Genomic DNA, 17843 nt, shown 5'->3' on the forward strand with positions numbered 1-17843 from the left:
GAAATAAAAATATTACCACATCTTGCTCATATATGGGTAAGGATTTATTGGCACCCCGCCTAAACGTATTTCATAGTGACAGTGGCTCCCCGTTGCAGAACCGGTTTGGCCAACATAGGCAACAACCTGTCCTTTCTGTACATTCTGCCCCGGGAATACTATTACTTTGGAACAGTGCCCATAGATCGTTTCATAGCCGTATTTATGTTTAATTCTGACCATAAATCCATAACCACCACCCCAGGAAGAGGATATGACTACTCCCGGAGCAGTGGCACGTATTTCAGTACCCTGAGGTGCTGCGATATCAATGCCGGAATGAAAATCCCTTCCAAAACCAAATGGGGAACGGCGCCATCCAAAAAGGGAAGTGATGTGCCCGGGATTAGGAATTATTGACGGGGTGTCATAAATAACTTTATTACGTACATCAATAAAATTCTTTATTGTTTTTACAGTATTTGTTGTACAGATCAGATCCTTTTGCAATACTCGCAATGTTTTAACTTCAGAAGGCAAAATTGCCGAATATTGACGCATTGAGGGGTCTTCCACTGAAATTATGGATGATTCCCAGATTGACTGAGTATTATTGTTATTGGTAGCCAATTCATATAGATCTTCAATATCAGGTTTTATGGAATCTAATTCTTTATCAAGCTCATTTGTCAGCTGCTCAAACCGTATAAGCTGTGATCGTATATCTTTGTAGTTTGATAGTAAACGTTCTTCTTCACGTTTTACTGCAGCATTTTTGATTATTGCGTAAGCTGAAGTAACGATAACTATCATCATTAAGGAACTGAAAAAAAGTATGGTGAAACGAGATATCTGAAAATTAAATATTTTCTGTTCATTGTGGGGAATGAACATTATGGTCATTTTTTCGTGGCCATGTTCAAGGAATTTATCCCACTTTTTAGACCATTGTTTCTTCTTCAGATAATATTTTTCTTTGAGCTGTCGCTCAATATCGCTCTTTAGTATTTTTAGCTTTACTTTCATGATTCCTTTAATAAACAGCACTTTTTATTAAGTGATTCAGGGCAATGGTTAAAAATATACAATAAATTGCAATAAAAAATAAAATATGCTATCATTGTATTATATCGTATGATAAGCCTGATTAATGCAAGTTTTTTTTATACACTGTATAAAGGATAACAGGATTTAGGACAATATATGGGATGTAAACGGTGTGGAACATGCTGTAATGATATCAGGCTGGCTGAGTCGCCTGAAATGCTAAAGAAAGCATATGAATACTGGCTAAAGATGCCTTCAGTTGACCCTAAATTTTCTGAGATATATCTTATTTATCCCATGCTGACGTTTATCTATGAAAACAAGTCTGAGGATTTGCCCTACCATTATTCTTGCAAACATTTTACACGCGATAGCAATGGTCTGGGTGTCTGTAGCATTTACGAAATAAGGCCACGGATGTGCAGAGATTTCCCATATTATGAAGGAGTTGAACTTGCTTATGAAGACAAAGTAAGCCCTTACGATGGATGTGGGTATAATGAATAATAGTGAAATAATTGTAGAAAAATGCTTGTATTATTAACAAATTAATATAGGATTTGATACAGTAGTCTGGCAGAGATTTATAATGACATCTGATGATAAAAAAAATAAGCTTCGTGCAATCTTATTTTATACGATGATTGCAGCATATTCCTACCTTGTATTGACTATAGGTTCTGGCAATGATATTCTTTTCTGGTCGTATGAAGAGTTTATTTTTGGCACTGTAATCAGTATTATACTGGCATCTGTAACCTACTGGCTTATACCAATAAAGATTACCGGTAAATTGTTAAATCCATTCTTTTATCTTGGGTTAATTCTATACTTTGCAGGGCCTTTTTTCGTAGCGCTGCTCATAGCTAATGTTGAAGTGATGTATCGGATTATCACCGGGAAAATTAAGCCTGCAATTGTAAAAGTTGACCCTGAAATTCAGGATGAAATGGGAGTATATTTACTGGCAAATTCGATTACCCTATCCCCTGGAACATTAACCTTAGGTTTTGATCCTGAAAAAAGAAAATTATTCATTCATTGTTTGTACTGGACTAAAAGCAAAGAATATTCAGCTGTGCCAAAGGATGTTGCAGGCTTTTTACACTTTTTTTTAAAAAAGCTTTTTAGGTAAGCAAGTATGCACATGTATGATTTCAATTCAATATTCCTGTTATCTGCGCTGTTATGCATAGTGTATGTATGTATCATTGTGATACGGATTGCATTCAGCCATAATGTGCCCGAACGAATAGTGGCCCTGGATACCATTAACACATTAATAATTGTTATCATGATTGTACTGGGTGCAGCTCAGAAAAAAGCCTTATATATTGATATTGGAATTGTGTATGGGATTATCTCGTTTATTGGGACATTATATATTGCCCGCTACCTTATAGATGAGAGGAAATAAGTGGATACTTTTATTGTGTCTTGCCTTGTTATTGGTTTGGTTGTCAATGGTATGAGTATTATTGGGCTCATGCGGTTTCCTGATATATATACCCGTTTGCATGCAGCCACAAAAACAACCACGTTTGGCAGTATCTTTGTTGTTTTGGCGATAGTTATTAAAAATATAGTCTACTATGACCAGGCAAGTCTCACAATTGCCATTCATAGTATTGTTGCATTACTGGTTATTATCTTTACCAATCCAATCAGTGCTCACGCAATAGCACGAGCATCATTGCTATCAGGCATTAAACCGTTTGGTGTTGTTATAAATGAATTTGATTATAAATCGCAGATTAAGTCTGCAGATGAGCTGGAACTTGAAAAGGTAAGTGAAGGAATTCCTGATGAGGATGGTGTACTATGATGTATTACTTTTTTCTGGTTATTTCAATTGCCCTGGTAATCACAGCACTGCTCTCTATCTATTTTAGAGATCTTCTGGCAGCAATCGTAAGCTATTCGGTTTTTTCATTGGTTTTGACAGTACTGTATTTTCTTTTAGATGCACCTGATGTTGCTATTGCAGAAGCTGGTATTGGAGCGGCACTCACTACCTGTATTTTTGTTATTGCCATCAGAATGACACGGAGAAGGGAAGAATGAGGTTATTCAGCGTTGTAGCAATTGTTATACTATTTGGGTTTCTTTTTGTTGGAATATTACATCTACATCCTGTTGGAGAAGCTTTAGGCAATTCGGAAGTGTTACAGGGAAGGCCAGAACAGGGTATTGATATTAATGGTGTTAGCACCATGGATGATTACTTTTTGCGCAATGGTCAGATTGAAACAAAGTCAAATAACATTGTAGCAAGTGTGGTATTTGATTATCGTGGATTTGACACATTAGGGGAAGCTACCGTTTTGTTTATTGTTGTAAGCAGTATTTCAATGCTTTTCTTTACATTTTTGAAAAGTAAAAGTATTGTTTCAGCGGGTGTACCTCCTGCAGGTCAATTTCCAAAAATTGAGTCAAGAGTCATTACATTTGGATCTTTTATCATGTATATCATGATATTAAGCTTTGGGGTTTATCTGGTGGTTCATGGTCATATCTCACCGGGAGGAGGTTTCCAGGGGGGCTCTGTTATGGCCTCGGCAACAGCACTTTTACTCATCAGCTTTTTAATCACCCGCCATATGCAACGGACTCGTAAAATTTTCTCTTTCTTTGAATCTTTGGGGTTAACCATTTTTATTGGATTGGGATTTGCGGGAATTACAATATCGTTTTTATATAATTTTCTTGTTCACACCAGTACTGGATTTGGCAGGATGATTGCTTTTGGTCCAAATCAGGGTTATTTAATATCAGCGGGGATATTACCGTTGTTATCACTGGCTGTAGGTATTGAAGTATTTTTTGGGTTAAGCCTTATCGTTGTAACATTATTTCATGTATCAGGGGTAAAAGATACTAATTCATTACGGTAATCATTATGTCAGCAATTTTGCTTTATGTAACATTTATTCTTTTATTGACCATAGGGATAATCGCACTGTTGTTTAAACGCAACCTTATTAAAATTGTACTGGCATTTAACATCCTGGATTCAGGTATAAACCTGTTTTTTATTTCTTTAGGATACCGTGAAAATGCCATGGCTCCAATATTCACACTGGCGCCGTTTGATTCTGTTATAACCATGGTATTGCCCACACCTCAGGCGCTTATATTAACTAACATAGTTATTGGATTTGCTACCACTGCGCTCATGTTGGGAGTTTCTGTGCTTACCTACAGAAATAATAATACTCTGGATACACGAAAATTGCGTGGAGTGGAAGAGTATGATTAAACATGTCCCTATCTTATTGGTAGCTATCCCGCTTCTTGCTGCTTTCATGATACCAATGATTGGCATGGTCAATCGTACTGCCCGTACTGTTGTTGGGGCGATAGCTCTGGTAATGATACTGGCTGCATCATATTATATTGCTGGTGATGTTTTAGTCCATGGCCGAATTTTATATTATATGGTAGGTTCCTCCAATCCAGAAATAGTAACTGAACATGGATTGACATTCCCAATACGGATAGGATTAAAGATAGATTCATTTTCACTTTTTTTTATTATAATGACTACAACTCTTGTGTTTATTTTTTATCTGTTTTCCACTCAGTATATTGAAGAAAATGAAAGAAAAAATTATTTTACCGTATTATTTATATCAATGGTAGCAGGGATGATGGGGCTACTTGTTGCAAATGACCTGTTTACCTTTTTTGTGTTTCTGGAAATCCTTTCAATTTCCTCAGCAGCCCTGGTGGCATTCCGGACAGAACGAAAACACCCGCCCTATGCCGGGTATAAATATATGTTTATTAGCGCTGTGGCAACCAGTTTCTTTTTATTAGGGATTGCCTTCCTGTATGCACAGTATGGATCGTTCAACATTGACTATCTCAAAGAAGCTGTACGGGGAACATTGCTTGATAAAATTGCTATTGTCCTGCTTATAATACCGCTGGCAATGAAATCAGGTGTTGTTCCCATGCACATGTGGATACCGGATACCTATTCAGAAGCTCCAGCACCAATCAGCGCAATGGTAAAATTAGGAAGTTTAATTTGCCTGTATGGTTTATTCCGTATATCATTTTCATTTGGATTGAGCCATGCACATGTCAGCTATCCACTGGGCGTATTGTTTATTGTTTTTGGCATACTGTCAATGTTTATAGGTGTGACTCAGGCTCTGGTACAGAAGGATGTAAAACGCCTGATGGCCTTCCATGCGGTCTCTCAGGTGGGGTACATGCTTTTAGGTATGGGTGTTGGATTAACAGTAGTGAGAGCAGGTGACGCTTCCTTTGCTCTTTTTGGAAAAGTTGCAATGATTGGTGGATTACTCCATGTTGTTAACAACGCATTGTATAAGGGATTGCTGTTTTTAACATCAGGTGTTTTGGTAAGGCATTTCAAAACGCGTAATCTGGATGCTATGCATGGATTGGCGCATTATGACGTATTTACAACAGTGGTATTTATGATAGCAGCCCTGGCTATATCAGGGATTCCGCCATTTAATGGTTTTGTGTCAAAAATTATTATCTATGAATCGGTATTCCAGTATAATCCGGTATTGACGCTCATTGCAATATTTGTTTCAATTTTAACACTGGCTTCATTTATGAAAGTATTTTATAGTGCATTCTTAGGTATGCCTGCAAACAAAAGGCCAATGGAACAGCCGGTACTGATCAAGTGCAGTATGCTTGTCCTGGCTGTTTTTATAGTAGTTATAGGTATATATCCACAGGGAATACTGAAAGTATTAATTGAACCAGCAGTAAATGCATTGGTTAATTTTTAAGGATACAGTGATGAATATAGTTCAAGTTGAATATCTTCATTGGGCGCCATTGTTCTGGTTAGGAATTTTTTTTGGATTAGTTGTTGTGGTGATTATTATTGGCAAACTGTTTTTTAGGAATGATTATAATACAGTTGGTCAGCAAAGCCTTCCATTCTATTCGGGGACAAGCAATTCCCTGCTGCAACTGATCACCGCAAGCAGTTTATACTGGGGATTTAAGCATACGTTAGATGCCTATTTTTTAATCATAAAGAGATTATTCATAAGTGATGTTGAAGATTTTATTCAATGGTTTATCATCATTGTTGCAGGCATGCTTCTTATACTGACTGGGGTACTATAGTGAAAAATGTAAATTACCGGCATTTGAAGCGTTCATTGTGGGCTTACCATATAAATACAGGATCCTGCAATGCATGCGATATTGAAATATTGGCTACCCTCATGCCACGGTATGACGCGGAGAGGTTTGGTATAAAGTTAGTTGGCAGCCCCCGGCATGCTGATGTGCTGCTTGTTACAGGAACCGTTACCGAAAAGATTAAAGACAATATCCTTCAGGTGTACGAACAGGTTCCCGAACCCAAGCTGGTTATTGTTATTGGAGGATGTGGCTCTACTAAAGGAGTATTCCAGGAATCCTATGCAATGGCAGGCCCGGTTGATGCAATAATACCTGTTGATGTGTATATACCAGGGTGCCCTCCAAGGCCTGAAGCTATCATTTATGGTATAGCAAAAGCATGGGAAAAACTGGAAAAATTGCAAAAATGATGTTATGGTATATATGCAATGAAAACTGAACCTATAGTAACGGTATTACAGAATAAATTAGGAAGCCATATACAGGCATCCCGTGAAAAGATTACCAATTATGGTAATGGAATTAACCGTATAACACTCTGGATCAGTATTGACAGGGAGTCTTTTCATTCGGCAATAGCAATCCTGAAAACCATGGGAAGGTTGCATATATCAACCCCAATGCCCTATAAAGAGTATGAAGACCGTATTGAGCTTATATATCCGTTTGCGTTGAAAGAAAAAGATACTAAGTTTTCTGAAATCATGGTTATTATCTCGGTGGATATACCCAAAGACGATTTAAAGATAAGGACAATTACTGATATTGTTCCAGGAGCCCTTTTTATGGAGCGGGAAACCATGGAAATGATAGGTGTAGAAATTGAAGATATTCCTGACCCAAGAAGGCTTTTTACGGGCAACTATCTTCCTGATGGTGTTTATCCGTTGAGGAACCAAAAAAAGTAAGGAACTAGTTAAATGAAATCAGATATAACGTATCCATTAAATATTGGCCCCGTTCATCCAGCATTCAAGGAGCCCATTAAGTTCACGTTCAGGATTGAAGGGGAAAAGGTTGTTGGGGCTGATATTGATTTTGGGTATACACACAGGGCAATAGAGAGGATTGCCCAGGAAAGAAATTTCATACAGATAATCTATCTTCTTGAAAGGGTGTGTGGAATATGTTCGTTTTCACATCCCATGGCATATTGTCTTGCCATTGAAGATGTTGCAGGAATAGAAGTGCCGCCTCGTGCGCGGTATATACGGACTATTGTTGGTGAACTGGAACGCCTGCACTCACATTTATTGTGGACTGGTGTTGCAGCTCATGAAATTGGATTTGATACACTTTTTATGTACACATGGAATATCAGGGAGAAAGTCCTTGATTGTTTAGAAGAGCTTACCGGAAACCGCATTAATTATGCCATGCTTACAATAGGTGGTGTGCGACGTGATATAACACCTGACAATGCACAAACTATTCATCAAATGCTTGAATACTATGAAGAGTTGTATAACAGAACTTCGGAAATATTGCTTGATGATTTAACACTGAGAGCCAGGACCGAAGGAGTAGGAGTCCTGACTACAGAACAGGCTGAGCGATTATGCGCAGTGGGACCAACGGCCAGAGGTTCAGGATTAATGAAGGATGTTCGGGTTGATTATCCTGTGAATGCGTATTATGAGATACCATGGTTGAAGCCCATATCTCCACGGGATATAGGGAAGGAACCAATTGGTGATGTGTATGACAGGATGGCTGTGCGTGTGCTGGAGATACAGCAAGCAATAAAGATAATACAGTTCTGTATGGAAAACCTTCCCCAAGGGGACATTAACACCGGCAGTGGTGCCGTTAAGATGATTAATACACTGAAGAAGTTAGAAGGGGAGGGGATAGGACGGTATGAAGCTCCTCGTGGTGAGGTGTGCCACTATGTTATACTGGATAATCAGGAACATCCGGTTCAGATAAAAGTAAAGGCGCCAACATATTCCAATGGGTTTGCCTGGGCGCCAATGCTTACCAATATTGAAATAGCTGATATCCCAATAGTCATTGCTTCAATTGATCCATGTGTGGCATGTGCTGATAGGATGACGTATGTGCAAACTGATGGAAGTAGCACAACCATATCCTGGGAAGAATTGCATGCAAAAAGTATACAGAAATATAAAGGGGCACGCAAACGATGTATGAAGTGATAGGTGTGGCGATAGCTATCGTAATTGCAGGTGTAATTGCAGGGCTGTTTCTGAAAGGGATTGATAGAAAACTTGCAGCTTTTATGCAGTCAAGGATTGGGCCACCTATCGCACAGCCGATATATGATATTTTGAAATTAATGCAGAAGCAGACAATTATTCCGGCAACATCAGTGCGGTGGTTGTTTACCGGGGCACCACTGATTGCACTTACTTCAAGCATCCTGTTATTACTTTATATTTCCCTTTCCTATGTGTGTTATATAATCGGATTGCAAAGCCCTGTACAGGGTGACCTGATAGTTATACTTTATCTTATTCTTTTACAATCTATTGCTATAATCAGTGGGGCTTTTGCTTCAGGATCACCATATGCATCTATAGGTGCCCAGCGTGAAATGGTTATTTTAATGAGCACCGAATTGCCTATCGCTGTAGTTGTGGTGAGCATAGCCTGGCATGTAGCCGACAGTATGTATAATCCATTTGCCTTACAATCTCTGTTTGAATATACATTATGGCATCACGCCGGAGCATTTGGAGTTCTTGGTGGTATTTTGCTGTTTCTTACTATGATACTTGTTCTGCCTGCTGAAATGTCTAAGGTGCCATTTGATCAGGCTGAGGCTGAGACAGAAATAGCAGAAGGTATGATGGTTGAGTATTCGGGGAAGTTGCTGGCATTTTTGCTTTTAAGTGATGCGTTTAAAGCACTGTCATTTTCGGCTTTGATAGTTATATTATTTTTCCCCTATACATTTACAAGTTTGTTTGGGCTGTCCTTTTCCATTGGTGGTTATAGTATTATTCCACTGGTTGAAATAATCTTTTTTTTAGGTAAAGTTATCTTTATATATAGTATTGGAGTAACTGTAATCAGGGTAATTATGGCACGGTTAAAGATTTCTCAGGTAGCTAAAGTGTTTCTGTTTGCAGTGTCAGCTATAAGTATTATTGGAATGGTGCTCATTATGTTAGATCCAAAGATGAAAATGATATGAAAGGTGAGCCATGTTAGGAATGGTATATAAAGTGGTGGAGCAATTGTTTGCAAAAAAATCCACAAATTATTTCCCTTCAAAATATATACTGGAAGATACAGCAACTACTCTCAATAAAGGTGCAATACATCCACCTATTGCGGTGAAAGAAGGTTTCAGAGGCAGATTAGAGTATAATGTTGAGACTTGTACCGGTTGTGGATTATGCAGCAAGGTATGCCCTGCCAATGCTATTGAATTATATCCTGCTCTCATTAATGATAAAAAAACAAAACGAATTGTAATATATTTATCACGGTGCACCTACTGTCAGGAGTGTGTTACTATTTGTCCCAAAAATTCAATACAGATTACTTCACATTTTTGCATGGCTGATTACAATAAATATAATGCTTCTCTGGTTGTTGGTTTTGAACACAGACAGAAATTTGAAATAAAAGAAGAAGGATCCACGGATGTTCAAAAAGAAGGAGATTGAGATAAAAGTTAAATTGTATAGCGGGTTACATAAAGAAGCCAGCATTGACAGGTATAACCCGGATGAAGGATATATACTAAAAATTCCTAAAGGTTCCCGTGTAAGGTATGTGGTAAAACAGTTAGGATTACCCGATATCTACTCACTGGCATATTTTTGTAACGGCCAACGTATTGGGATTTTTACAAGGCTGCATGAAGGCGATGAACTTTCATGCTTCAGGCCTTCCGGTGGAGGCTGATTTACAGCAGGTATTCATCGTCCCTGTGGCTTAATGATCTGAAAATGCTTGATTGTGCGCCTTTCACCGATTTATTGATAATTTTTAATAGTTCTTTTGTCTGTTTTCGCTTGGTTGTATCCTTATAGGGACAATCATTTTCCAAAGGCACAATCGGTAGTGCGTTGCAATATCCTTTCACTTCTGCTTCCGTGAGAAATGCTAGTGGCCTGATTATCTCCAATGTGCCATTGAACATTTTTAATTTTGGCGGCATTGTCGATAGTTTCCCATGATAGAACATATTCATAAAAAAAGTGACGATAATATCATCCTGATTATGACCAAAGGCAATTTTTTTGCACTGAAGTTGGGCGGCAGTTTCAAACAAAGCTTTTCTCCTGAACCATGAACAGACAAAACATGGTGATGAATTTTTGTCAGAAAGATCTAATGTTATTTCTTTTACGTATAATGGTATACTGTAATGATGGCAGTATGTCTTAAGTGTTTCAATAGTTTCTTTGTTATGAAAGTTTGTAATACAGACATGGCAGCAATACAAATTATATGTAATGGGAATGTGGTGTAAACGACGATGTAATGCATCCATCAAAACCAGAGAATCTTTCCCACCTGAAAGAGCAATGAGTACATTATCATTTGCTCCAATCATGCTGTAGGTATTTATGGCTTTGCCAACAAGTTTTAAAAGTTTTGCAATGAGTTTGTTTGTTTGAGTACTCATAATAAAGCCTTGACGTAAAGATTATGGTATGATTAAGTAGTGTTTGGACAGGAGTAGATGTCAATAGAATTTGTACGTAATTATCATAGTGAATGCAGAGGTTTTGTAATGGCTCGTTGTATGATAGTTGATGATTCAAGTTTTATGCGCCGTATTATCAAACAGACATTAGTAGAAGCTGGTCATGAAGTAGTGGCTGAGGTTGATAATGGCCTTGAAGCCCTGGAAAAATACAGAGAAATACTGCCTGATGTGGTTACAATGGATATTACCATGTGGGGTAAAGATGGCCTGGAAGCAATATCTGAAATAACCGATAGTTACCCGGATGCCAAAATTATTGTGATATCAGCATTAAATGAAAGAACGTTGAAAATAAATGAAAAAGATATCAAAGCCCGTGTGTTTTTAACCAAGCCGTTTGAAAAAAAAGAGCTGTTAGAGGCAATCAATAAAGTCCTGTAACATGGAAGAGCAATTATTACAATTATATAAAAAAAATGCTGTGGCAGATAGTGCATATTTAATTGCTGATGGCAAGGCATATTTATTTGTTACAGAAGCTGATAAATATCTTTTGCAGGGCAAAAATCTAATTATTGGTGCCACTGAACTGGTGTTGGGAGCAAAAACTAATGAAAATATAGTAAGGATTGAGACAGCTTTAGCGCTTAAAGGAACAACAATAAAAAAAATTCCTGCTGCAACACTTGTACAGGGATTGGACAATAGTGCTTTTGCCATGAATCTGGCAATTGTTGAAGCTAAAATTGTAGTTCTAACCAATGAAATCCTGAAAAAAGATTTGCAGTTGGATTCACAGCTTTTAAAAGAAAAAAACATATGTATTGAATATTATTCAATCATTCAATCTCTCCAAAAAGAATATGATAAAAGAAGGCTTCCCTGGATAAAAGAGCTTATAGAAAAATATAAAACCAGTTTGATATATAAAAAAGGTGAAGCATTTACACGAGCAGCAGAATCAATAAAAGTTGAAACACCTCGGGAGCTTTCTTCAAACACTGTGGAATTTCCTGCAGGTTCTGTGTTATGCCAGGAAGGCAGCATTGGCGATTTTATGTATATCCTGGAATCAGGCCAGCTTGAAGTATATATACAGAATGCAAAAGTTGCCACGATAGCTGAAAGAGGCACAGTCATTGGTGAAATAGCAATGTTACTTTCCATGCCGCGTACTGCCACACTGAAAGCCCAAAATACAGTTCTTGTTACAAAAGTAACCAAAGATGATTTAAAAAAATCTTCCTCACCACAGCTTATACAGATGTTACTGGTTTCACTTGCCAAGAAACATCAGGCAAACGTAATACATATTGAAGATATTAATGAGAAAAAAGCTCTTGCCTATGCAGAAAAGAAAGAGCAAGAGCCTCATAAAACAGATATTCACCGGTATATCAATGAACTATCGCAGCTTAAAAGTGCATTAGAAAAAACAATCAACACTAAACAGGCTGATTATTTAGAGTATATATTGAAAGATAAATAAAATTATTCTACCTCTGTCAGTACTTCACCTTTCTTTAATGATCTCAACCAGTTCAGCTCAGCTTTTAAATGATTTTCCAGATAGGTGTACACATGTAACTGAGAAGCTGGTGATGTATTCTTTGATTCAGCATCAATCTTTTCACGCAAAGCATTCATCTTTTCTTTGATATGTTCTACGCGATCTTCAATGAACTGTTCGCGTTGTTCAGGTGAAAGAGAATTTAAAAACATCAGAACTATATCAATATCAAAATGTATGAAATTATGGTCAAAATACTGTTTTAACATCTTCTTATAGTACTTTCTTCCATCTGGCAATATTTGGTATATATACCGCTCAGGATTTCCGCCTTCTTTTTCAGTTCCAATTTTTTTAACCCAGCCATTGTCCAGGGCTTTTTTTATTGCATAGTAAATAGAACCAAATTTAATATCAACATAATCTTCAAGGCGTTCAACAATCCTTTTCTTAATTTCATAGCCATAAAGATTTTCCTCCATAAGGAGCCCCAATATGGTAATTTCTATTTTCATACCTACCTCTCTATAAAAATTAAATTATTTCTTTTAAAATACAATGAAGATTGAAAAAAAGCAATAATATTATTGTATGTTTATAAAAATATTTTAAAAATAATTTAAATTAGATTATATAAATATGACTTTATATATAATTATATTTAATATAGTTTAATTTTACTATTTTAATATATCATAACTACTCTGGATTATTTAGATAGTTGTTTTAATGACAAACGGATAATAGTTTCACTGTTATGTAAGTCGGGATGTTGTGCCAGTATAGAAGAAACAGTGGATAAAGCCTGTTTTTCATCAAATCCTAACGAAACCAATGCTTCAATAGCATCATTCATATAAGGTTTTGTAGCAGATTCCTGAGACAGGATGGTGTCTAATTTTTTTAATTTTCTTTTTAATTCAAAAATAATTTTTTCACTTTTGCTCTGACCTATGCCCGGGATGGATTTAAATGCCGTTATTTGGTCATTTTTTACAGACGATAGTACCTGCTGAGGAGTCATGGATGATAAAATTGAAATTGCTATTGACGGGCCTATTCCAGAAATTGTCAGCAGTAGCGAAAATATCTGTTGCTCTTCTTCAGAGTTAAAACCGTACAACGATATAGCATTTTCCCTTACCACCATATGAATGAAAAGTTCAGCACTGGTAGCTGTATTGATTTTTTCATAGGTTGAAAGGGGGATATGTATTTCATAGCCTACACCCTGAACATCAAGAACAACCCTGGTAGGCTTACAAGAAAGTATAGTTCCCTTTAAAAAAGCTATCATAGTATGTTTCAGTAAACCCTTTTTATGATGAAATATTTTTTTGGATTATTGAATAACCTGGTAATGCTAAACAATGGCATACTGCAATAGCAAGGGCATCGAATGCATCATCATGCTGTATGATTTCAGGGGCCTTTAATATTTTTTTTACCATGGTTGTAATCTGATCTTTTGAAGAATGTCCGTAACCCGTTATTGATTGCTTTATCTGTACAGGTGTATATTCAGTATACGGTATATTGTGCTGAGCCAGCAATAATTTTATCACACCAATCACCTGTGCAACGGGAATAGCTGTTTTAACATTCTTATTGAAAAAGAGTTTTTCAATTCCACAGGATATGGGGTTATATTTTATTATGATATCTGATAATGCAGTGTATATGCATAACAAACGATTTTCATCAGTGGGCTTTGTTTCTATAACACCACAATCTATATAGGAAAAAGCATCATTAATGATAGCCCAGCCGCAACGCCCATATCCTGGATCAATGCCAAGTAAATAAGCCACGAAATATCAACTCATATTGTTAATAATATCATCAGGTATATCAAAATTAGCATGGACACTCTGAACATCATCATGATCTTCCAGTGCTTCAATAAGTCTCAGACATTGCGAAGCTTTTTGTCCTTCTAAATGTACTGTTGTCTGTGGAACATAGGTAATTTCACTGTTCAGGGTTGGCAAATTATTTGAACGGATAACTTCTAAAATATCGTTAAACTTTTCAGGGGCAGTGTAAACTACGATTGTATTGTCTTCTGTCTTAATATCCTCAACATCATAATCAAGTAAAATTTCCATGACTTTGTCTTCGGTTGTTGCGTTTGCATCGATGTTTATAACTCCTTTTTTATCAAAAAGATATGCAACGCATCCTGTTTCACCCAGGTTTCCGCCATTTTTGGAAAAAATAGTGCGTATTTCAGGAGTAGTTCGGTTTTTATTATCAGTCATACACTCAACCATTATGGCCACTCCACCGGGTCCATACCCTTCATACCGAACTTCTTCATATGTTGAGCCTTCAAGAGCACCAGTACCTTTTTTTATTGCTCTTTCAATGTTATCCATTGGCATATTGTTTTCACGAGCTTTTAATACTGCAGTACGCAATCTGGGATTACTGTTCAGATCATCGCCGCCAACGCGTGCTGCAACAGTGATTTCACGTATGAGCTTGGTAAATACCTTTCCTTTTTTGGCATCCTGTGCCGCTTTCCGGTGTTTTATGTTTGCCCATTTAGAATGTCCTGACATGTTCTATTCTCCTCATTGTACAAGTTTTCAGATAGTATTGCAAAGCAAGAACGAATGGTAGAATCATGACTAATTTTGTCATTAATAAAATAATCACAAAATTTGCGTAAAAATAATTTTTTCAATAACCACGTGAAATTTTCAACTGTATTTTTTCAATTTTTTTTGAGGATTCACGGATTTTTGTACCTGAAGCGATAGCTCTATTATACCAGTCTATTGCCTGCTGGTATTGCATAATAGTTTCATACGTTGAAGCAATTTTGAAGTACAGTTCCCCTACGGTAAGTTTGCTATATTCGTGCTCAAGGCGGCGCAATTCTAACTCATTATTTCCTAATTCATCCATAAGAGACTGGTATTCGGGATAGAGTGATATGTCCTTTTTATCAAGTAGTGTAGACTTGATAGTGTTAATTTTGATTTTGATCCCTTCAATACTATTTTTTTTATCATCTATGGACTTTTGTATTCTCTCAGCAATTTGTATAGCCTGGAGATAGTGGTTAAGACTTTCAGTGTAATTTAAATCAATACTGTTGATATCACCAATTATAGCATGTGATATTCCTTTCCTTATCAGATCACTATCGCCATATAGTGACAGTCCTTTTGATAGTGAGGTATATGCCAATTTCATGTCTGAAATTTTAGTATAAGCTAAATATCCAAGAGCAAATTGTATAGCAGCATCATCAGGGTGGGTATTGAGATATAATTGGTAATGTCGCCCCGCGTTTATAAAGTCACCAATTGATTCATAGCAGTTTGCAGCAGTTAAATAAAGGTCAGGAGGGGTATCATTGCCTTTTGACTGTATATAGCGGTTGAGATGAAAAAGGGCTTTTTTCTTGTTTTTACCAGGAGCAAGCGCTAGAGCTAATTCTAATGAATAGTCATAATTATCAGGTTTAATTTCATATGCTTCTTCCAGATAAGTCAAATATGCGTCAAATTTATTGAGGCGTTTAAAAAGGAGTGCAAGGGAATAGAAGATTATATGGTCTTTTTCACTTATGGTGGTAAACCGTAATGCCTGAATGTAATGCTGTACTGCTTCTTTGTATTTAAATATATTATTGTAGCAAAGGGCAGCATTAACATGCAATGTATAGAGGGTATCATTGTTTTCAATAAAAAATGGCTGCAATTTTCTATCAGTGAAGAGTTTTTTCAGGTCTATACCTTCTTCAATTTTTTCAATAGCAATGTATGAGTCAGGAATCTTTTTATCAGTGCTTCTTGCAGAATAGATTTTATCCAATTGCAATTGTATTATCTGTAGGGCATCGGTGAACTTTTTCTGCTGTATCAGAGCAACATAATCCTGGCCACTGCCATCATTATATAGCAGCAATATAGAAAATATAAACAGATACAATATTAACGATTTAAATTTCATACCATTTAATTTATTTATTTAGTAATATTATCGGTTGGTTTAAAAGGCAAGTTGAATTACAGAAACTATCGCCGAATACGTATTTTGGGAAGTTGCCGCTTCTTGATTTTTGGAGCGCCATCAGGATTATACTTATTCTGAACATCTTCAATGCTATGAGTTATAAGCATTCTGACCACTTCCTCAGCTTTGTTGAGTACATCAATTAGAATAAGATTTTCATCTTCGGAAAAATCATTGAGAAGATGTTCTTCCATGGTCACGCCTTTTTTAGGATAGCCAATGCCTATTCTAACCTTAGCAAATCTGTCCGATTTTAACGCACGGGTAATTGATTCAATACCCGGGTGTTTGAGCTTTGACATAATGGAGTCTATTCGTATCTCGCCAAGTGGGAGGGATGGGTCTTCAAGAACACATATAATATCACGCACATTTATTCGCAGAAAAGAGGCAATATAAAGAACCGATTCACCTAAAAGGGTGACAAAGGTTTGAGGTTTCAACAACACTACATCTTCACCAGAAATCTTGCCACGACCAATAATTGATTTTTTCTTTTTAATGCGGATGTCGATATTCTCATTGTTTCCAAGAATATCGACAACCTTGAATCCAATGTTTTGCCTGTTGTTGAAATATTCCTCGCCTGGATTTCCAAATCCTACGATTAGTTTCAATTATTAACTCCTTGCCTTAAAGTGTTATTGCTGTTCTTCAGCTGGTTTGGCTTCCTCAGCTACAGGCTGTGCAACTTCTTCAGCTGCCTTATGCGGTGCAAGAACAGCTACAACTACCGTTTCTGGTGTGCTAAGAATTGTAACACCTTTTGGAGCAGCAATATCCTTTACATGTATAGATTGCCCTATGGTAAGATTTGTTACATCAATAGTAATTTTTTCTGGCAAATCTGCAGGAAGACATTCAACCTCAATTTCACGCTCAATGATTTCCAGTATGCCACCCTGTTTTACACCAATTGGAGTTCCGCTAATTTCCACAGGTACTTTTGTGGAAATGGCTTCAGTCATGGTTACTTTAAAAAAATCTACGTGTAGAATTTCATCGGTAATGGGATGGCGCTGGTAATCCTTTACAAAGGCTTTTACGGGAGAACCTTTTGAATCTTTTATTTCAAGGTCTATAAGGACATTCTCAGAAATGTGGCCCTTAAAAATTTTAAAGAAGTTTTTCTTCTTAACCATTATGGTTTGAGATTCACCGTGAGAGTACAATACTGCAGGTATATACCCCTGTGCTCTGAGCTTATGATTTGCATTTTTCCCTATCTGGGTTCTTGTTTCAACTGGTAAAACATGTGCTTCCATATCAACCTCTTTTAAATTATTTAATATACATTATAGTGAAAATGTTATAAAATTCAATAATAAATTTTTTTAAAACTATCGGACAAACAATGAGCTAACTGATTCGCCGTTATGTATGCGGCGTATAGCTTCACCAAACAGTGGCGCCATGGATAATATTTTCATGTTTGGCAAAAGTTTCTTTTCTGATATATCAATTGTATTGGTTAAAATGATTTCTTTAAAATCAGCTTTTTTA

At 36.7% G+C, this 17843-nt stretch carries 27 protein-coding genes; 17 read left to right on the forward strand and 10 right to left on the reverse strand.

Annotation, left to right across the window (positions count from 1 at the left end; translation table 11 throughout):
* Window positions 1-12 precede the first annotated feature (12 nt).
* Entirely contained in the window at window positions 13-1005 is a 993-nt protein-coding gene (locus AB1444_09255) for a M23 family metallopeptidase (GenBank protein ID MEW6526839.1), read from the reverse strand.
* A gap of 177 nt (window positions 1006-1182) precedes the next feature.
* On the opposite strand from AB1444_09255, the gene AB1444_09260 reads away from it, so the two are divergent.
* The 15 genes from AB1444_09260 (at window position 1183) to AB1444_09330 (ending at window position 10050) form a co-directional block, all read left to right on the forward strand.
* The gene (locus tag AB1444_09260) at window positions 1183-1533 is read left to right on the forward strand and encodes a YkgJ family cysteine cluster protein (GenBank protein ID MEW6526840.1); all 351 of its coding nucleotides are present in this window, start codon (window positions 1183-1185) and stop codon (window positions 1531-1533) included.
* Between the two features lie 82 nt (window positions 1534-1615).
* Window positions 1616-2161: a Na+/H+ antiporter subunit E gene (locus AB1444_09265; GenBank protein ID MEW6526841.1), complete on the forward strand. Its 546-nt coding sequence runs from the start codon at window positions 1616-1618 to the stop codon at window positions 2159-2161.
* A gap of 12 nt (window positions 2162-2173) precedes the next feature.
* On the forward strand, window positions 2174-2443 hold the full coding sequence (locus tag AB1444_09270; GenBank protein MEW6526842.1) for a monovalent cation/H+ antiporter complex subunit F: 270 nt from the start codon (window positions 2174-2176) through the stop codon (window positions 2441-2443).
* A complete protein-coding gene (gene mnhG, locus AB1444_09275; GenBank protein ID MEW6526843.1) occupies window positions 2444-2851 on the forward strand; it encodes a monovalent cation/H(+) antiporter subunit G in 408 nt (135 codons plus the stop codon).
* The gene (locus AB1444_09280) at window positions 2848-3090 is read left to right on the forward strand and encodes a hydrogenase subunit MbhD domain-containing protein (GenBank protein MEW6526844.1); all 243 of its coding nucleotides are present in this window, start codon (window positions 2848-2850) and stop codon (window positions 3088-3090) included. The genes mnhG and AB1444_09280 overlap by 4 nt, the downstream gene beginning before the upstream one ends.
* A complete protein-coding gene (gene mbhE, locus AB1444_09285) occupies window positions 3087-3920 on the forward strand; it encodes a hydrogen gas-evolving membrane-bound hydrogenase subunit E (GenBank protein MEW6526845.1) in 834 nt (277 codons plus the stop codon). Before AB1444_09280 ends, mbhE begins: the two co-directional genes overlap by 4 nt.
* Window positions 3921-3925: 5 nt before the next feature.
* On the forward strand, window positions 3926-4285 hold the full coding sequence (locus AB1444_09290) for a cation:proton antiporter subunit C (protein MEW6526846.1): 360 nt from the start codon (window positions 3926-3928) through the stop codon (window positions 4283-4285).
* Window positions 4278-5804, forward strand: coding sequence for a proton-conducting transporter membrane subunit (locus AB1444_09295; GenBank protein MEW6526847.1), 1527 nt, complete (start codon window positions 4278-4280; stop codon window positions 5802-5804). The genes AB1444_09290 and AB1444_09295 overlap by 8 nt, the downstream gene beginning before the upstream one ends.
* A 10-nt stretch (window positions 5805-5814) precedes the next feature.
* Window positions 5815-6150 (forward strand): hypothetical protein, encoded by a 336-nt coding sequence (locus AB1444_09300; GenBank protein MEW6526848.1) that lies wholly within the window; start codon window positions 5815-5817, stop codon window positions 6148-6150.
* Window positions 6147-6581 carry an NADH-quinone oxidoreductase subunit B family protein gene (locus AB1444_09305; protein ID MEW6526849.1) on the forward strand — a complete coding sequence of 145 codons (435 nt, stop codon included), beginning with the start codon at window positions 6147-6149 and terminating at the stop codon, window positions 6579-6581. The genes AB1444_09300 and AB1444_09305 overlap by 4 nt, the downstream gene beginning before the upstream one ends.
* 18 nt (window positions 6582-6599) lie before the next feature.
* Window positions 6600-7079 carry an NADH-quinone oxidoreductase subunit C gene (locus AB1444_09310; GenBank protein MEW6526850.1) on the forward strand — a complete coding sequence of 160 codons (480 nt, stop codon included), beginning with the start codon at window positions 6600-6602 and terminating at the stop codon, window positions 7077-7079.
* A 12-nt stretch (window positions 7080-7091) separates the two neighbouring features.
* Window positions 7092-8330: a nickel-dependent hydrogenase large subunit gene (locus AB1444_09315; GenBank protein ID MEW6526851.1), complete on the forward strand. Its 1239-nt coding sequence runs from the start codon at window positions 7092-7094 to the stop codon at window positions 8328-8330.
* Entirely contained in the window at window positions 8318-9331 is a 1014-nt protein-coding gene (locus AB1444_09320; protein MEW6526852.1) for a complex I subunit 1 family protein, read from the forward strand. Before AB1444_09315 ends, AB1444_09320 begins: the two co-directional genes overlap by 13 nt.
* A gap of 10 nt (window positions 9332-9341) precedes the next feature.
* Window positions 9342-9809, forward strand: a complete 468-nt coding sequence (locus tag AB1444_09325) for a 4Fe-4S binding protein (GenBank protein MEW6526853.1) — start codon at window positions 9342-9344, stop codon at window positions 9807-9809.
* A complete protein-coding gene (locus AB1444_09330) occupies window positions 9787-10050 on the forward strand; it encodes a hypothetical protein (GenBank protein ID MEW6526854.1) in 264 nt (87 codons plus the stop codon). The genes AB1444_09325 and AB1444_09330 overlap by 23 nt, the downstream gene beginning before the upstream one ends.
* Before the next feature lies 1 nt (window position 10051).
* Here AB1444_09330 and AB1444_09335 read toward each other — a convergent pair whose 3' ends face one another.
* Complete coding sequence (locus AB1444_09335) at window positions 10052-10777, reverse strand: ATP-binding protein (protein ID MEW6526855.1); 726 nt, start codon at window positions 10775-10777, stop codon at window positions 10052-10054.
* A 57-nt stretch (window positions 10778-10834) separates the two neighbouring features.
* Here AB1444_09335 and AB1444_09340 point away from each other — a divergent pair, with 57 nt between their 5' ends.
* Both AB1444_09340 and AB1444_09345 read left to right on the forward strand, forming a co-directional pair.
* Entirely contained in the window at window positions 10835-11242 is a 408-nt protein-coding gene (locus AB1444_09340; GenBank protein MEW6526856.1) for a response regulator, read from the forward strand.
* Between the two features lies 1 nt (window position 11243).
* Window positions 11244-12290, forward strand: a complete 1047-nt coding sequence (locus AB1444_09345; protein ID MEW6526857.1) for a cyclic nucleotide-binding domain-containing protein — start codon at window positions 11244-11246, stop codon at window positions 12288-12290.
* Between the two features lie 2 nt (window positions 12291-12292).
* Here the strand turns inward: AB1444_09345 and AB1444_09350 are convergent, their stop codons facing one another.
* The 8 genes from AB1444_09350 to AB1444_09385 all read right to left on the reverse strand — a co-directional run bounded on the left by AB1444_09350 (window position 12293) and on the right by AB1444_09385 (window position 17821).
* On the reverse strand, window positions 12293-12826 hold the full coding sequence (locus tag AB1444_09350) for a PadR family transcriptional regulator (protein MEW6526858.1): 534 nt from the start codon (window positions 12824-12826) through the stop codon (window positions 12293-12295).
* A gap of 194 nt (window positions 12827-13020) precedes the next feature.
* Window positions 13021-13608: a Holliday junction branch migration protein RuvA gene (gene ruvA / locus AB1444_09355; GenBank protein ID MEW6526859.1), complete on the reverse strand. Its 588-nt coding sequence runs from the start codon at window positions 13606-13608 to the stop codon at window positions 13021-13023.
* 22 nt (window positions 13609-13630) lie between these two features.
* Window positions 13631-14122, reverse strand: coding sequence for a crossover junction endodeoxyribonuclease RuvC (gene ruvC / locus AB1444_09360; GenBank protein MEW6526860.1), 492 nt, complete (start codon window positions 14120-14122; stop codon window positions 13631-13633).
* Window positions 14123-14128: 6 nt separating this feature from the next.
* The gene (locus AB1444_09365) at window positions 14129-14875 is read right to left on the reverse strand and encodes a YebC/PmpR family DNA-binding transcriptional regulator (protein MEW6526861.1); all 747 of its coding nucleotides are present in this window, start codon (window positions 14873-14875) and stop codon (window positions 14129-14131) included.
* Between the two features lie 121 nt (window positions 14876-14996).
* A complete protein-coding gene (locus tag AB1444_09370) occupies window positions 14997-16277 on the reverse strand; it encodes a hypothetical protein (GenBank protein ID MEW6526862.1) in 1281 nt (426 codons plus the stop codon).
* A 65-nt stretch (window positions 16278-16342) separates the two neighbouring features.
* Window positions 16343-16957: an aminoacyl-tRNA hydrolase gene (pth, locus tag AB1444_09375; GenBank protein MEW6526863.1), complete on the reverse strand. Its 615-nt coding sequence runs from the start codon at window positions 16955-16957 to the stop codon at window positions 16343-16345.
* 24 nt (window positions 16958-16981) lie between these two features.
* Window positions 16982-17605 carry a 50S ribosomal protein L25/general stress protein Ctc gene (locus AB1444_09380; GenBank protein MEW6526864.1) on the reverse strand — a complete coding sequence of 208 codons (624 nt, stop codon included), beginning with the start codon at window positions 17603-17605 and terminating at the stop codon, window positions 16982-16984.
* 75 nt (window positions 17606-17680) lie between these two features.
* Window positions 17681-17821: a hypothetical protein gene (locus AB1444_09385; GenBank protein ID MEW6526865.1), complete on the reverse strand. Its 141-nt coding sequence runs from the start codon at window positions 17819-17821 to the stop codon at window positions 17681-17683.
* Window positions 17822-17843 lie beyond the last annotated feature (22 nt).

It is taken from the genome of Spirochaetota bacterium, from assembly GCA_040756435.1.
GTDB lineage: Bacteria > Spirochaetota > UBA4802 > UBA4802 > UB4802 > UBA4802.

Bases quoted from the DNA above. Each gene is read 5' to 3' on its own strand.
- AB1444_09255 (MEW6526839.1), bottom strand. From the start codon at position 1,005: ATGAAAGTAAAGCTAAAAATACTAAAGAGCGATATTGAGCGACAGCTC.
- AB1444_09260 (MEW6526840.1), top strand. From the start codon at position 1,183: ATGGGATGTAAACGGTGTGGAACATGCTGTAATGATATCAGGCTGGCT.
- AB1444_09265 (MEW6526841.1), top strand. From the start codon at position 1,616: ATGACATCTGATGATAAAAAAAATAAGCTTCGTGCAATCTTATTTTAT.
- AB1444_09270 (MEW6526842.1), top strand. From the start codon at position 2,174: ATGTATGATTTCAATTCAATATTCCTGTTATCTGCGCTGTTATGCATA.
- AB1444_09280 (MEW6526844.1), top strand. From the start codon at position 2,848: ATGATGTATTACTTTTTTCTGGTTATTTCAATTGCCCTGGTAATCACA.
- mbhE (MEW6526845.1), top strand. From the start codon at position 3,087: ATGAGGTTATTCAGCGTTGTAGCAATTGTTATACTATTTGGGTTTCTT.
- AB1444_09290 (MEW6526846.1), top strand. From the start codon at position 3,926: ATGTCAGCAATTTTGCTTTATGTAACATTTATTCTTTTATTGACCATA.
- AB1444_09295 (MEW6526847.1), top strand. From the start codon at position 4,278: ATGATTAAACATGTCCCTATCTTATTGGTAGCTATCCCGCTTCTTGCT.
- AB1444_09300 (MEW6526848.1), top strand. From the start codon at position 5,815: ATGAATATAGTTCAAGTTGAATATCTTCATTGGGCGCCATTGTTCTGG.
- AB1444_09310 (MEW6526850.1), top strand. From the start codon at position 6,600: ATGAAAACTGAACCTATAGTAACGGTATTACAGAATAAATTAGGAAGC.
- AB1444_09315 (MEW6526851.1), top strand. From the start codon at position 7,092: ATGAAATCAGATATAACGTATCCATTAAATATTGGCCCCGTTCATCCA.
- AB1444_09320 (MEW6526852.1), top strand. From the start codon at position 8,318: ATGTATGAAGTGATAGGTGTGGCGATAGCTATCGTAATTGCAGGTGTA.
- AB1444_09325 (MEW6526853.1), top strand. From the start codon at position 9,342: ATGTTAGGAATGGTATATAAAGTGGTGGAGCAATTGTTTGCAAAAAAA.
- AB1444_09330 (MEW6526854.1), top strand. From the start codon at position 9,787: ATGTTCAAAAAGAAGGAGATTGAGATAAAAGTTAAATTGTATAGCGGG.
- AB1444_09335 (MEW6526855.1), bottom strand. From the start codon at position 10,777: ATGAGTACTCAAACAAACAAACTCATTGCAAAACTTTTAAAACTTGTT.
- AB1444_09340 (MEW6526856.1), top strand. From the start codon at position 10,835: ATGTCAATAGAATTTGTACGTAATTATCATAGTGAATGCAGAGGTTTT.
- AB1444_09345 (MEW6526857.1), top strand. From the start codon at position 11,244: ATGGAAGAGCAATTATTACAATTATATAAAAAAAATGCTGTGGCAGAT.
- AB1444_09350 (MEW6526858.1), bottom strand. From the start codon at position 12,826: ATGAAAATAGAAATTACCATATTGGGGCTCCTTATGGAGGAAAATCTT.
- ruvA (MEW6526859.1), bottom strand. From the start codon at position 13,608: ATGATAGCTTTTTTAAAGGGAACTATACTTTCTTGTAAGCCTACCAGG.
- AB1444_09365 (MEW6526861.1), bottom strand. From the start codon at position 14,875: ATGTCAGGACATTCTAAATGGGCAAACATAAAACACCGGAAAGCGGCA.
- AB1444_09370 (MEW6526862.1), bottom strand. From the start codon at position 16,277: ATGAAATTTAAATCGTTAATATTGTATCTGTTTATATTTTCTATATTG.
- AB1444_09380 (MEW6526864.1), bottom strand. From the start codon at position 17,605: ATGGAAGCACATGTTTTACCAGTTGAAACAAGAACCCAGATAGGGAAA.